Source organism: Streptomyces griseoluteus (assembly GCF_004784465.1).
GTDB classification, from domain to species: Bacteria; Actinomycetota; Actinomycetes; order Streptomycetales; family Streptomycetaceae; genus Streptomyces; species Streptomyces griseoluteus.
In genome coordinates this window covers 624,725-637,962 of the sequence record NZ_SRRU01000001.1, presented here as the reverse complement: position 1 = coordinate 637,962, position 13,238 = coordinate 624,725, and the positions used below count along the sequence as shown (strand labels likewise).

The 13,238-nt window shown below is 72.1% G+C and carries 13 protein-coding genes; 3 read left to right on the top strand and 10 right to left on the bottom strand.

Translation table 11 applies throughout. The features are described 5' to 3' along the window. Positions 1 to 67: 67 nt before the first annotated feature. Entirely contained in the window at positions 68 to 1,030 is a 963-nt protein-coding gene (locus E5082_RS03110; protein WP_135789726.1) for a GlxA family transcriptional regulator, read from the top strand. 28 nt (positions 1,031 to 1,058) lie between these two features. On the opposite strand, the gene E5082_RS03105 is transcribed toward E5082_RS03110, so the two are convergent. From E5082_RS03105 to E5082_RS03060, 10 genes are all read right to left on the bottom strand, one after another. Continuing rightward, positions 1,059 to 2,429, bottom strand: coding sequence for a bifunctional albaflavenone monooxygenase/terpene synthase (locus tag E5082_RS03105; protein WP_135789725.1), 1,371 nt, complete (start codon positions 2,427 to 2,429; stop codon positions 1,059 to 1,061). After that, positions 2,426 to 3,508 (bottom strand): epi-isozizaene synthase, encoded by a 1,083-nt coding sequence (cyc1, locus tag E5082_RS03100; RefSeq protein WP_135789724.1) that lies wholly within the window; start codon positions 3,506 to 3,508, stop codon positions 2,426 to 2,428. Before cyc1 ends, E5082_RS03105 begins: the two co-directional genes overlap by 4 nt. A gap of 255 nt (positions 3,509 to 3,763) precedes the next feature. Beyond that, complete coding sequence (def, locus tag E5082_RS03095) at positions 3,764 to 4,414, bottom strand: peptide deformylase (protein ID WP_135789723.1); 651 nt, start codon at positions 4,412 to 4,414, stop codon at positions 3,764 to 3,766. Between the two features lie 152 nt (positions 4,415 to 4,566). Then, positions 4,567 to 5,547: a hypothetical protein gene (locus tag E5082_RS03090; protein WP_030807439.1), complete on the bottom strand. Its 981-nt coding sequence runs from the start codon at positions 5,545 to 5,547 to the stop codon at positions 4,567 to 4,569. Positions 5,548 to 5,657: 110 nt separating this feature from the next. Further along, positions 5,658 to 6,899 carry an HD-GYP domain-containing protein gene (locus E5082_RS03085; RefSeq protein WP_135789722.1) on the bottom strand — a complete coding sequence of 414 codons (1,242 nt, stop codon included), beginning with the start codon at positions 6,897 to 6,899 and terminating at the stop codon, positions 5,658 to 5,660. Beyond that, positions 6,896 to 8,206 carry an HD-GYP domain-containing protein gene (locus E5082_RS03080; RefSeq protein ID WP_135789721.1) on the bottom strand — a complete coding sequence of 437 codons (1,311 nt, stop codon included), beginning with the start codon at positions 8,204 to 8,206 and terminating at the stop codon, positions 6,896 to 6,898. The genes E5082_RS03085 and E5082_RS03080 overlap by 4 nt, the downstream gene beginning before the upstream one ends. A 108-nt stretch (positions 8,207 to 8,314) precedes the next feature. Beyond that, positions 8,315 to 8,617, bottom strand: a complete 303-nt coding sequence (gene rsrA / locus E5082_RS03075; protein ID WP_135789720.1) for a mycothiol system anti-sigma-R factor — start codon at positions 8,615 to 8,617, stop codon at positions 8,315 to 8,317. Continuing rightward, the gene (gene sigR, locus E5082_RS03070; protein WP_190045316.1) at positions 8,614 to 9,309 is read right to left on the bottom strand and encodes an RNA polymerase sigma factor SigR; all 696 of its coding nucleotides are present in this window, start codon (positions 9,307 to 9,309) and stop codon (positions 8,614 to 8,616) included. Before sigR ends, rsrA begins: the two co-directional genes overlap by 4 nt. A 258-nt stretch (positions 9,310 to 9,567) precedes the next feature. Further along, the gene (locus E5082_RS03065) at positions 9,568 to 10,194 is read right to left on the bottom strand and encodes an alpha/beta hydrolase family protein (RefSeq protein WP_135790117.1); all 627 of its coding nucleotides are present in this window, start codon (positions 10,192 to 10,194) and stop codon (positions 9,568 to 9,570) included. A 22-nt stretch (positions 10,195 to 10,216) separates the two neighbouring features. Further along, positions 10,217 to 11,071: an SOS response-associated peptidase gene (locus tag E5082_RS03060; RefSeq protein WP_135789718.1), complete on the bottom strand. Its 855-nt coding sequence runs from the start codon at positions 11,069 to 11,071 to the stop codon at positions 10,217 to 10,219. Between the two features lie 50 nt (positions 11,072 to 11,121). Between E5082_RS03060 and E5082_RS03055 the strand changes: the two genes are divergently transcribed. Then, positions 11,122 to 11,844, top strand: coding sequence for a M50 family metallopeptidase (locus E5082_RS03055; RefSeq protein WP_030807418.1), 723 nt, complete (start codon positions 11,122 to 11,124; stop codon positions 11,842 to 11,844). A 61-nt stretch (positions 11,845 to 11,905) separates the two neighbouring features. Further along, positions 11,906 to 13,222 carry a 3-phosphoshikimate 1-carboxyvinyltransferase gene (gene aroA / locus E5082_RS03050; RefSeq protein WP_135789717.1) on the top strand — a complete coding sequence of 439 codons (1,317 nt, stop codon included), beginning with the start codon at positions 11,906 to 11,908 and terminating at the stop codon, positions 13,220 to 13,222. The last annotated feature ends 16 nt before the right edge of the window (positions 13,223 to 13,238 follow it).

Genomic DNA, 13,238 nt, shown 5'->3' with positions numbered 1-13,238 from the left:
CTGTCCAACACTGGCAGGACTGCCGCAGGCCCTCGAATTCCTGCCAGCGCCGGGGCACACTGGCAGCATGCTGAAGAACGTGGTCGCGGTCCTGCTGGACGGAGTGCACCCCTTCGAGCTGGGGGTGGTGTGCGAGGTGTTCGGCATCGACCGCAGTGACGACGGACTCCCGGTCTACGACTTCGCCGTGGCCTCGGCGGAGGGGCCCACCCTGCGCACCCACTGCGGCTTCACCGTCTCCACCCCGCACGGTCTGGAGCGGCTGGAGGAGGCCGATCTGATCGCCGTCCCGGCCGGCGACTCCTACACCTCCCGCGACTATCCCCCCGCCCTGCTGGACGCCCTGCGCCGGGCCGTGGCCCGCGGCGCACGGGTGCTCAGCGTGTGCACCGGGGTGTTCGTGCTGGCCGAGGCCGGGCTGCTGGACGGACGCCGGTGCGCGGTGCACTGGCACAACGCGGGGGAACTGAGCCGGCGCCACCCGCGCGTCACGGTGGAGCCGGACGTGCTCTACGTCGACGAGGGCCAGGTGATCACCTCGGCCGGCACGGCGGCCGGGATCGACGCCTGCCTGCACCTGGTACGCAAGGAGCAGGGGCCCGAGGTCGCCAACAAGATCGCCCGCCGGATGGTAGTGCCCCCGCACCGGGACGGCGGCCAGGCCCAGTACATCGAGCGCCCGCTGCCCAAGGGGCCCTGCGACACCGTGGGCGAGGTGCTGGTGTGGATGGAGGAGCACCTCGACCAGGAGGTCACCGTCGAGCAGCTCGCCGCCCTCGCCCACATGTCCCCGCGCACCTTCGCCCGCCGCTTCCAGCAGGAGACCGGCACCACCCCGTACCGCTGGATTCTGCGCCAACGAGTGCTGCTGGCCCAGCGGTTGCTGGAGGGGACCGACGAGACGGTGGACTCGATCGCCTGGCGGACCGGATTCGGCAACGCGGCCGCGCTGCGCCATCAGTTCGTCCGGGCGCTCGGCACCACCCCGAACGCCTACCGGCGTGCGTTCCGGGGCCCGCAGGCCGCCTGAACGCACGCCGGTCCGGGCGCTTCGCTCCTCACCACTCCACGGGCTCGACCAGCAGCCGGTGCGGACGCAGGGTGATGCCCACGCGGGTCGTGGCGTCCGAGTCCTCGACCTGACGGAACCGGTACTTCGCCGATATCGCCGCGACGATCAGGCTCAGCTGGGCCATGGAGAAGTGGTCGCTGGGGCACTTGCGGTTGCCGACGCTGAAGGGACTCATGGCGTACTTCGGCACCTCCTCGGCCCGCTCCGGCAGCCACCGGTCGGGGTCGAAGTCGAGGTGGCGGGCGTAGGAGCGGGCGTCGCGCTGAATGGCGTAGGGGCTGTAGATGATGTCCGCCCCGGCCGGAATGCGATAGACACCGAGTGCCGTGTCGGTGAGCGCGCGACGCGTCAATATCCATACGGCGGGCCGGAGTCGGAGGGCCTCGACGACGACATTGTTGGTGTGACTCAGCCTGCGTACGTGCTCGAATCCGACCAGCGCGCCACCGGTTACCGATTCAACTTCCGCGCGCACCTTCTCCGCGTGCTCGGGATGGTCCGCGAGGATCTGCAGGAGCCACATGATCGTGGAGGCGATTGTCTCGCTTCCGGGGGTGAGTATGGCGACTACCTGGTCGTGGATCTCCTGTTCGCTGATGGGGTCGCCATTGTCGTCCTTCGCCTCCAGCAAAGCCGTCAGCAAATCGTCCGGCTTTTGACCGGACGCCCTCCGCTCGGTGACGATCTCGTCCACCAGCAGATGCAGATCGGCCAGCGCCCGGTTGAATTGGAGGTTGGACGGGAACGGCAGCCGGTACAACGGTCCCAGCGGCAGCACCATGCGCCGGTACATGCCCCGGAAGACGGTGGCGAGGTCGGTGCTGAGCCGTTCCGCGCGCTCGTCCATGTACTGGCCGCGCAGCAGGCAGCGGGCCGCGATGCGCACCGCGACCCGGAAGGACTCGGCGGTCGCGTCGACGGGCACGCCGGGCCGCCAGCGCTCGGTGAGGGCGTGCGCCTCCTCCTCCATGATCGGCCCGTAGGCGGGGATCGCGGCGAGCCGGAACGCGGGCTGGATGGTGCGGCGCTGCCGCCGGTGCAGCGGGCCGTTGGCGGTGGCCACACCCTGCTTGCCGAGGAGCCCCTCCAGCGACTCCCACACCGGTCCGTCGATCTTGTAGTCGGGGCTCAGCGCGAGTGCGCCGGTGAGCGCCGGCGCGGTGACGGCGTACACCGTCTTGGGGCCGAGCTTCAGGCGCACCACCTCGCCGTGGTCGCGCAGTTGGGACATGAACGCGAGCGGGTCGCGGGCCAGTTTCAGGCCGTGCCCGAACACCGGGACGGCGCCCCCGGCGAGGGGCGGCTCCTTCAGATCGGCCACTTCCCGCGTCTCGGGATTGACGGCGTCGACGGTCATTTCTCACCTGCCGCTTCGTTGTTGACGTACGGGGGTGTGGACCGGTCCTCCCAGGTGTCGACCATGTAGCGGCCGGACTCGTGGTGGAACCAGTAGACGGTGCTGAACCAGTTCCGCATATTGCCGACGCAGGTCCGTACGGCGGCGCTCAGTTCCTTTCCGCGCACGCTGCCGTCGTCGAGTTCTCCGGCGAACTCCATCGCTTCGCGCTCGGCCTCGATGAATTCCGCGATGCAGTTCTCGATGCGCCGCCTGAGTTCTTCGACGGCTTCTTCGAGAGTGAGCCCGGAATGGGTGATGAGACTTATTCCGAGATTGTGCACCTCGTCGCCCGCTATCTCCTTAGGCAGCGAGCAGAGGTCGTTGTACCAGGCGGCGAATTCCTGGCTCAGCAGGGCCGCGCGCCGAAAAGCCGGGTTCTTCCTCACCGCGTCCGGGAGTTGGCATCCGGCGCTCGGTTCCAGGAGGTCGGTCCATATCCAGTGGGCGAAGGTGAGCCGCCGTAGCGCGAGGTACTCCTCGACACCGGGCACCCGGCCCGCGACCCGGTTGGCGAACTCCCGGTCGTACGCCTCGATCACCTCGTGGAAGTGCCGGGCGAACCGCTGGTTCCAGGCGGCCGGCAGGAACGCGTAGAGCCGCAGCACGCTGTCCGCGAAAGCGGCCACCAGCGCGTCCTTGTGGTGCAGATGGTCCTCGGGTGCGTCGAGCGCCGTATGGAGACGCTGCCGCAGCCGCCGCCAGTCCTCGGGCCGGCCGTGCACGATGTCACGGTCGTGCCGGTCGTCCCAGACGAAGAACCACGCGCTGTAGTCGGCTATGGCCTGCAGGACGTCGTCGGGGGCGCCCAGGTAGTAGCCGGCCATCAGGTCCGTGTAGCACAGGTTGTCGGCGTACTCGCGGACCTTGTCCGGGGGCATCAGCCGTTTTTCCAGCAGCCACCGCCGGGTGTTCTCCTGGAGCCGCGGCCAATACGGATGCAGCCGACGGGGAAAGGCGTCCTCGATCACCGGGAGCGCGAGGGACGGTGGTACCGCGACCGCTGTCGCCGATGTGGCGCCGCCTGAGAAAGCATGCACGAACATTCCCCTCTCGACCGCCAGGAGCACACGCCCCTCCCTGCCGTGCCGGGCGTGCGCCGGTGCGTATCCCCGCACCCCTATTCAGCACTACAACTGACCGTCTGGGGAACGGATTTGCTCCTTTCACTACCCCAAGTCGCCGGGTTTCTTTCGGCGAACAGATGAACGAACAGCCGTGACGCCCGGCCGGAATGGTCTCCGGCCGGGCGTCGTGGCTGTTCGGGGCGGTGGCGCTGGTTCCGCGCGCTCCCGTCAGTCGTTGGCGACCACGTCGTAGCGCGGTTCGTTCTCGGCCATCTGCCGCAGCGCGTCCTTGCGGTCCCGCTTGGAGAGACGGTCGATGTAGAGGTAGCCGTACAGGTGGTCGGTCTCGTGCTGGAGGCAGCGGGCGAAGTAGCCGGTGCCGCGCACCTTGATGGGGTTGCCCTTCTCGTCCTGCCCGGTCACCTCGGCGTAGTCGGGGCGCGCGAGCGGCGCGTACGCGGTGGGCACGGACAGGCAGCCCTCGTTGCTGTCGTCCAGGCGGCGGGCGGCGGCGGGGAGTTCGACCAGCCTGGGGTTGACGACCACACCGGTGTGGCGGACACCGTCGTCGTCGGGGCAGTCGTAGACGAAGACCTTCCGGCTCACGCCGATCTGGTTGGCGGCCAGGCCCACGCCCTCGGCGGTGCGCTGGCTGGCGAACATGTCCGCGATCAGTTCTTCCAGCTCGGGGCCGAACTCGGTGACGTCCGCGCACTCCTTGTGCAGCACCGGGTTCCCGACGACCGTGATCGGCCGCGAGGTCCCGCGCTCGCGCCAGCCGGTCTCGCGCTCCTCGCAGTCCTCCGTGTCGACGACATAGCCCTCGTCATCGACGGGGAGCACGCCCGCGTGCTGCTGATCGGTGTCCTGCTGAGCCATGACCGAGTGACGCCTTCCTCAAAACAAACATGGGGGGACTAGCGGATACAGGGTACGTGGACGCGCCCCGAAGGGGCGCGGGTCCGTGTCCTTTGTGCGGCCCCGGCGCGTGGGCGCGGTCAACCACGACGGACCGCCACGGGCAGCGCCGGTCAGCAGACCTCTTCCAGATCCCGCCAGTCCCGCGAGTCCGGACTGTCCGCGACCCAGCCGTCCAGCAACCCCCGGACCAGCGAAGCCGGCGCGGCGATCCCGCACTCCCGCTCCGGCACCCACAGCTGGCCGTCCGTCCGGTGCCCGAGCGGACCGGGATGACCCGGCTCACTGTGGTCGTGGGGATCGAGATGCACGCCCTCCCCCTCGTCGGACGGCATCCGCGACTCCGAACACATCCGGCACAGCAGCCGCACGGAAGAGGACCAGTCCTCGGCCGCGAACCCCGCGTCGGCGGCCAGCTGCTCCAGCGCGTCCCGGTCCGCCTCGGTCGCCGCCTCCAGCAGCACCACCCAGGTCGGCACGGGCGACGGCGCCCACAGCTCGATCTCGTCGAAGACCGGATAGGAGTGCCCGGTGGACGTGGTGCGCTCACCGTGCGGGACACCGTCGTGCAGCACGACCTCGCCCCAGCGCCGCCCCGAGGACGGCAGCGGGATGGACAGCACCTCGATCCGCGCCGGGTCCAGCCGGCGTCCCCAGACCACCTCGGCCTCGCCCTCCGGGGAGAGCCGTACGGCCGCGCTGCCCAGCTCCATGCCGAGCGGCTCGCCGAGCGCGGTGGCGCCGCCGGGCACCTTCAGCCCGTACGCCTGCCAGGCGCGGCGGGCCAGCGGCCAGTCCTGGAGCGCGGTGGCGGCGATGCCGACGTTCCACCAGTCGGGCGCGCCGGTCTCCCGGTCCAGCAGGGCGACCGCGCGCAGCCCGGCGGCACGGGCCTGCTCCCAGTCGTGCCGGAACTTGTGCAGCAGGGCCAGGTTGAACCAGGACTCGGCGAGCCAGGGCTCCAGATCGGCGGCGCGGGTCAGCAGTTCGCCCGCGTCCTCGTACCGGCCGTCGCCGATGAGCGTGAACGCCCGGTCGGTGGCCTGCCGCCAGGAGGCGGAGGGCCGGTTCCGTACCTTGCCGAAGATCCTCACGATTCCCGCCTGCCAGTTCCGTTCCGCTCAGTGGGCTGGCTCTTGCCCCCGGACTGCCTCTCCCTCGCATCCAACCACGTCACGCGGGAGAGGCGCTCATTACCCATCGGTTACCCAGCAACCGGCAAGGTCAGACAGTCGCGGGACAGGACCCGCGCCAGTGATTCCACGACCTCGGGGGCGTAGTCCCCGGCGGTGGCCAGCCGCAGTTCCTCCAGTGCGCGCAAGGGGCCCTCCACCCCGGCGTCGCGGGACTTCTCCTCGTAGGCGTTGACCGCGCGCACGATGCGGGCGGCGACCGGCTGGTCCCGGTAGGGGTCGGCCTGCCGTTCCACGACCACGGCGACGGCCGCCGCCACCCCGGTCTGCCGGACCACGGCCCCGCCGAGCAGGGCGATACGGCGCTGCTCCTCGCCGGGCAGCCCGGCGGTGGCGCCCGCGGGGACCGGGTCGACCAGGCTGAGCTGGCCGATGTCGTGCATCAGCGCCGCGTGCTCCAGCACGGTCAGCTCGGTGCCGGTGAGCCCGAGGTCCCGGCCCACCGCGAGGCTGAGGGCGGCGACCCGGCGGGCGTGGCCGGCCGGGGTGTACCCGGCGATCTCGGTGGCGCGGGCCAGGGAGGTGATGGTCTGCCGGTAGGTGGCGCGCACGGCCGCGTACCGGCGCAGCGACAACTGGGTGAGCAGCAGCGGGAGGCAGAACACCGGGAGCGCCCAGAGTCCGGCGACGGCGACCGCGAGCGCCATCACCGCGCCGGTGGCGCAGACGGCGGACCCGATGCCGAGCAGCCCGCGCAGTTCCTCGCGCAGCAGCGGGCCGAAGGGCCAGCCGGTGCGGGAGCGGGCGAGCGCGGCGGCCAGTACGGCGTCGCACAGCGCGGTCAGGACGAGCAGCGCGACGAGCAGCAGGGCGTAGGCGGAGCCGTCCCACTGCTCGAACACGCCCCGGCTGTAGAGGGGTTGGAAGCAGACGGCGGCGAAGCCAACGGTGAGGACGCGGCGGGCGAGATGGTCCAGGGTGGGGCTGCTGCCGCGCCAGATGTGCGGAACCCCGCCAAGCAGCGAGGCGACGAGCACCACGGTGAGGATCTGACCGGCGCCGTGCCGGGCGGGGTGTCCGGCGTCGGCACCGAGCAGGGCGTACGAGAGGGAGCCCGCGGTGCCGAGCGGTGCGGCGCGGCGGGAGCCGCCGCCCTTCCAGCGGGTGAGTTCGCCGACGGCTATGAGGACACCGAAGGCGAGCGCGGTGCCCCTGCCGTCGACACCGGTCCACAGGGTGGCGCCGAACGCGAGGACGGCGACGAGCGCGGCGGCGCCGTGGATCAGACGGCGGGCCCTCGGGCGGGCGGTCACCGATGGGCCCCGGTGGTCCGGCCGTGGGTGCGCTGGCGCGGCGGGACACCGGGGGCGGGTTCGTCGGCGGTGACCTCGGGGCGCCAGCCGTGGCGGCGCAGGGCGGCGGCGAGCGCGCCGACCATCCGAGGGTCGAACTGGGCGCCCGCGCACCGCTCCAGCTCGGCGACGGCGACCTCGACCGGGCGGGCCCGGCTGTAGGAGCGGGTGGAGGTCATGGCGTCGAAGGCATCGGCGACGGCGACCACACGGGCGCACTCGGGGATCTGGGTGCCGGCGAGCCCGTAGGGGTAGCCGCTGCCGTCGAGGCGTTCGTGGTGGTGCAGGATCGCCGCGCGGGCCTCCCCGAGGAAGGAGATGCCACGGGTCATCTCGTGGCCGTACTCCGGGTGGAGCTCGATGATCCGGCGTTCCTCGGGGGTGAGCGGGCCGTCCTTGCGCAGCAGCCGGGTGGGGACGCCGAGCTTGCCGACGTCGTGCAGGATGCCCGCGAAGCGCAGCACCTCCACGCGTTCGTCGTCCAGACCGAGCTGGCGGGCGATCATGACGGACGCCTGGCCGACGCGCTCGCTGTGACCCCTCGTGTACCCGTCCTTGATGTCGACGGCCTGGACGAGGGCGCGGATGGTGGCCTGGTGGGCGGCGCGTTCACGGTGGTACTGGGCGAACACCCAGCAGGAGACGCCCATCGGCAGCAGCACCAGCAGGGCGGCGACGGGCCCGTAGGGGCTGCGCCACAGCACCGCGGTCATCAGTCCGGCCAAGCCGTGCACGGCGACGGGGGCGAGGGAGCGGGTGAACAGCCCGCGCCAGGCCCGCCCCGGCGGGACCCGGTCGGCGGCCGCGTGCATGGCGCCGTCGAGCAGCGTGAGCACCAGGCAGAAGGCGAGCACGGCGGCCCCGGCGGGCAGCAGCGCGTACGGGAAGACGGAGTCCTCGACGGCCGCGCTGCCGTCGAGCGCGTGGTGCGTCCGGGCGGCGGCCCAGACGGCGAGCGCGGGCCGGGCGGCGCGCCAGACGCGGCGCGGGAGGGCCGGGGCGTGCTCGACCGGGGAGAGCAGGGCGGCGGGCAGCGGGACGAGCGCGGCGGCGGCCGGGGTCAGCAGGAAGGCCCCGGCGAGCAGGACGGGGTAGAAGGTGCCGCCGAAGCGGCGGCGGACGACCTGGTCGCAGAGCGCGTAGAGCGCGGCGAGGAGTCCGAGGGCGCCCCAGGCCGTGGGGCCGGTGAGTGCGGGCAGGGCGCAGAGGGCGGCGAGCAGGGCGGCACCGGCCACGCAGACCTGTGCCCTTGCCGGAACCGCCTCCATGACGCCCTCCCCGACCGTGCCCCGTCCGGGGTGGAGCGTAGGACGGGGTACGGGGAGGGCGGGGGCTGGTCCGGTGGGATTAGCACGTTCGGGTGACGGAAGCGGCGGTCAGCTCTCCCGGGTGGCCGCGGTCACGTCATGCTCGGGGACGGTGCCGCCGGAGCGGATCAGCTCGATCCGGCCCATGACCTTGGCGCGCAGGTCGGCCGGGACGTCGTCGTGTCCGCAGCACCGCTTGACCAGCTTCTTGACGGCCTGCTCCAGACCGTACTTCTCCAGGCACGGATGGCATTCCTCGAAGTGGTGCTGGAACTTGTCGCGATCGACGTCCGGCATCTCGCTGTCGAGGAACTCGTACAGATGGTCGAGGACCTCACTGCAGTTCGTCTCGTGCGGCTCTCCGCAGCTCATGAGCCCGAGCCTTTCGCTTCGTTCGACTCTCCGGCGCCCGCGGGGACCAGGCCGCGCTCGCGCGCGTAGTCCTCCAGCATGCCGCGCAGTTGACGGCGGCCCCGGTGCAGCCGGGACATCACCGTACCGATGGGTGTCCCCATGATGTCCGCGATCTCCTTGTACGCAAAGCCCTCTACGTCCGCGAGGTAGACCGCGATGCGGAACTCCTCCGGGATCGACTGGAGCGCGGACTTCACGTCCGAGTCCGGGAGGTGGTCCAGCGCCTGGGACTCGGCTGAGCGCAGCCCCGTCGACATGTGCGACTCGGCGCGCGCCAGCTGCCAGTCCTCGATCTCCTCGGCCGCGCTGCGCTGCGGTTCCCGCTGCTTCTTGCGGTACGAGTTGATGAAGGTGTTGGTGAGAATCCGGTACAGCCACGCCTTGAGGTTGGTGCCTTCGCGGAACTGGTGGAACGAGGCGTACGCCTTGGCATACGTCTCCTGCACCAGGTCCTCGGCGTCGGCCGGGTTGCGCGTCATGCGCAGCGCTGCCGAATACATCTGATCGAGGAATTCGAGCGCGTCCCGCTCGAAGCGCGCGCTGCGCTCCGTGCTGCTCTCCGCGCCCGTCCCCGCGCTCACGCCCTGGCCCTCGGGCTGCTCCGCCTGGCCGTTGCCGGCCCCTGCGTCGGTACCGGTGACCGGACCCACCTCCTCAAGTTCCCGCGCGAGGCCGAGACCGACCCCACTCGTTTCGGAGGATAGAACACGACCCGTACCCGCCGCCGCTCGAATCGGAGCGGTCTTGGCCGCGTGCAGCACCGTCCAGTCCAGGTCAGTACGGCTGCTGCGACTCGGACATGCGGTCGAACCCATGCGGCTGACTCCCTCTCCCGCGACGACGCCTCACCGGCGCTCCAGTACTTCTGTCCGGCACAACAGCGATGCCCCGTCCGGCATTCCCGACAGTCACCCGAGTGACGCGGCCCACCTGGTGACGGCGTCCGTCACGGTCTCCAGCGCGGCCTCTCGCGTCACGGGGGCCCGCTTCGGCACCGCGAAAGAGTGGTCCCCGTAGTCCACCCCGACCATCTCGAAGCCGCCCTCGGGGAACTCCTCGGGGCGGCCGAAGGGGTCGTTCCCGCCCTGGACGACGAGCGTGGGCACGCCCGCGCCGAGCAGTTCCCCGGCGCGGGACTTCTCCGGCCTGCCCGGCGGGTGCAGCGGGAAGCTCAGCGCGAGCACCGCGTGGGCGCCCAGCCCGGTGGCGGTGCGGCAGGCGACGCGGGCGCCCGCGCTGCGGCCGCCGGAGATCACCGGCAGGCCGGGCCGGGTCAGCGCGGGCCACAGGCCCCGCCAGCCGGTGTCCAGCGTCTTCGGGGCCGGGGCGACCTTGCGCCCCGCCACCCGCCAGGGCTGTTCGACCAGGGCGACGCTCACCCCGTGCGCGGGCAGGGCCGCGGCGAGCGCCTGGAGGTCGCGGGCCTCGATGCCGCCCCCGGCGCCGTGGCCGACGGCCAGGACGAGACGGGGGTCGGGCGCGTGGTGCCAGGTGACACGCGCGGTCCCAGCCTCGGTCTCTACGGTCTCGGTCACATCGGCGGAAGTGGGGCTCACATCAGAAGAGTGTGCCCTCCTCCGGCCCCTCCAGCTCCTTCAGCAGCTCCGGGCCGTTGTTGCGGACATTGCTGACGGCCGTCGACACCGGGTAGGCCCGCATCAGACCCCCGGGCGGCGGGGCCAGCAGCTCCCGCAGCTCCTCGGGGTCGGTGCGGGCGGGGTCCAGCCAGGCGTCCCAGCGGTCCGGGGTCAGCATCAGGGGCATCCGGGGGTGGATGTCGGCGAGCGAGCCGGGGCCCTCGGCGGGGGCGACAGCCAGCGGGCCCTGCTCGGCCTCGGTGGTGATCACCGAGCAGGTCGCCCACCAGGCGCCGGGGTGGTCGTCGGGCAGGGTCCGGTCGCGCCAGAACTCGTACAGCCCGGCCATGGCGAACACCGAGCCGTCGGCGGGGGTCACGAAGTACGGCTGCTTGCGCGCCCTCTTCTTCTTGCCCTCGACCTCAAGATCGCGCTCCTGCTCCCCGGTGACCCACTCGTAGTAGCCGTCGGCGGGCAGGATGCAGCGGCGGGCGGCGAAGGCGCGGCGGTAGGCCGGCTTCTCGTGCACGGTCTCCGCGCGGGCGTTGATCATCCGGGCGGCGCCCTCGGGGGTCTTGGCCCAGGACGGCACCAGTCCCCACTTCAGCCGGCGCAGCTGGCGAACCGGACGCCGGTCGGCGGCGTCTTTCAGCGGACGGTCCAGGACCGCGTAGACCTCTTTGGTCGGGGCCACGTTGTAGTCCGGTGCCAGGGTCTCCTCGGGTTCCGGGGTACGGTCACCCCCTTCCGCGGGGGCAGGGGGGACCCCCGCCTCGATGTCGAAGACTCCCGCGAGATCCTCTGGGCTACGACTGGCCGCATACCTTCCGCACATACCAGCCACAGTGCCAGAGTCCGTCCGACGACAGGGAGCCACCCGCAGACATGGACAGCAACACCACCACCGCGCTGCCCGACCTCTGGGACCGGCTCAGCGGCACCCAGCCCGGTCCCGACCTGTGGGTGGTCCTCGCCACCCTGGCCGCCGCGCTCGCCGTGGTCGCCCCGCACCCGGTGTGGCGGGTGGCCCGGAACGCGATCACCATCGCGCACGAGGGCGGCCACGGACTGATCGCGCTCGTCACCGGCCGGAAGCTGACCGGGATACGGCTGCACTCCGACACCAGCGGCCTCACGGTCAGCCGGGGCAAGCCGTACGGGCTCGGCATGATCCTGACGGCCGCCGCGGGCTACACCGCGCCCTCGCTGCTCGGGCTCGGCGGGGCCGCGCTGCTGGCCGCCGGGCGCATCACCCTGCTGCTGTGGGTGGCGACCGCCCTGCTGCTGGCGATGCTGGTGATGATCCGCAACGCCTACGGGGTGCTGACCGTGGTGCTGACCGGCGGGGCCTTCCTGCTGGTGTCGTGGCTGGCCGGACCGCAGGTGCAGGCGGCGTTCGCGTACGCGGTGGTGTGGTTCCTGCTGCTGGGCGGGGTGCGTCCGCCCTTCGAGCTGCAGGCCAAGCGCAGGCGGGGCGGCGCCGGGGACTCGGACGCGGACCAGCTGTCCCGGCTCACCCATGTGCCGGCCGGGCTGTGGCTGTTCCTGTTCCACGCGGTGTCGCTGTGCTCGCTGATCGGCGGCGGGCAGTGGCTGCTGCGGCTCTGAGCCGCCGCCGGGCGGGTTCGATCAAGATCTGGGTGCGGTCCCAGCCACTAAAGTGGGGCGCATGACCGTGAACCCCGCTCACACCGCCCTCTGGCCCGCCCCGCACGCGACCGGGGCCGTCGACGCGACGGTCCACGTGCCCGGTTCCAAATCGGTCACCAACCGGGCCCTGGTGCTGGCCGCCCTCGCCTCCGAGCCGGGCTGGCTGCGCCGTCCGCTGCGGTCGCGGGACACCCTGCTGATGGCGGGGGCGCTGCGCGCGATGGGCGTGGAGATCGAGGAGGGCGTCGGCCCGGACGGCTCCGGCGAGGCGTGGCGGGTGCTGCCGACGGAGCTGCGCGGTCCGGCCACGGTGGACGTGGGCAACGCGGGCACGGTCATGCGCTTCCTGCCGCCGGTCGCCGCGCTGGCCGACGGGCCGGTCCGCTTCGACGGCGACCCCCGCTCCTACGAGCGCCCGCTGCACGGCGTCATCGACGCGCTCAGGGTCCTGGGCGCCCGGATCGACGACGACGGCCGCGGCGCGCTGCCGCTGACCGTGCACGGCGGCGGGGCGCTGGAGGGCGGCCCGGTGTCGGTGGACGCGTCCTCGTCCTCCCAGTTCGTCTCGGCGCTGCTGCTGTCCGCGCCGCGCTTCAACCAGGGTGTGGAGGTCCGCCACACCGGCGCGACCCTGCCTTCGCTCCCCCACATCCGGATGACGGTGGACATGCTGCGCGCGGTCGGCGCCCAGGTGGACACCCCGGAGTCCGGCGGGGAGCCGAACGTGTGGCGGGTGACGCCGGGCGCGCTGCTGGGCCGGGACCTGACGGTCGAGCCGGACCTGTCCAACGCCCAGCCGTTCCTGGCGGCCGCCCTGGTCACCGGCGGCAAGGTGACCATCCCGGACTGGCCGGAGCGCACCACCCAGCCGGGTGACCGGCTGCGGGAGATCTTCACCGAGATGGGTGGCTCCTGCGAGCTGACCGAGTACGGGCTGGTGTTCTCCGGTTCCGGCGCGGTGCACGGCATCGACGTGGACCTGGGCGACGTCGGCGAGCTGACCCCCGGCATCGCGGCGGTCGCCGCCCTAGCCGACTCCCCCTCCACCCTGCGGGGTGTGGCCCACCTCCGGCTGCACGAGACGGACCGGCTGGCCGCGCTCACCAAGGAGATCAACGAACTCGGCGGCGATGTCACCGAGACCGCCGACGGCCTGCACATCCGCCCGCGCCCGCTGCACGGCGGTGTGTTCCACACCTACGACGACCACCGGATGGCGACGGCGGGCGCGATCATCGGCCTGGCCGTGCCGGGGGTGCGGATCGAGAACGTGGCGACGACGGCGAAGACCCTCCCGGACTTCCCCGAGCTGTGGGCCGGGATGCTCGGTAACTGACGGGCGGGACGAGATC

Excerpts from the sequence above, each read along its gene's own strand:
- E5082_RS03105 (WP_135789725.1), bottom strand. The coding sequence starts at position 2,429 with ATGACCGTCGACGCCGTCAATCCCGAGACGCGGGAAGTGGCCGATCTG.
- aroA (WP_135789717.1), top strand. The coding sequence starts at position 11,906 with ATGACCGTGAACCCCGCTCACACCGCCCTCTGGCCCGCCCCGCACGCG.
- rsrA (WP_135789720.1), bottom strand. The coding sequence starts at position 8,617 with ATGAGCTGCGGAGAGCCGCACGAGACGAACTGCAGTGAGGTCCTCGAC.
- E5082_RS03055 (WP_030807418.1), top strand. The coding sequence starts at position 11,122 with ATGGACAGCAACACCACCACCGCGCTGCCCGACCTCTGGGACCGGCTC.
- E5082_RS03060 (WP_135789718.1), bottom strand. The coding sequence starts at position 11,071 with ATGTGCGGAAGGTATGCGGCCAGTCGTAGCCCAGAGGATCTCGCGGGA.
- E5082_RS03080 (WP_135789721.1), bottom strand. The coding sequence starts at position 8,206 with ATGGAGGCGGTTCCGGCAAGGGCACAGGTCTGCGTGGCCGGTGCCGCC.
- E5082_RS03110 (WP_135789726.1), top strand. The coding sequence starts at position 68 with ATGCTGAAGAACGTGGTCGCGGTCCTGCTGGACGGAGTGCACCCCTTC.
- def (WP_135789723.1), bottom strand. The coding sequence starts at position 4,414 with ATGGCTCAGCAGGACACCGATCAGCAGCACGCGGGCGTGCTCCCCGTC.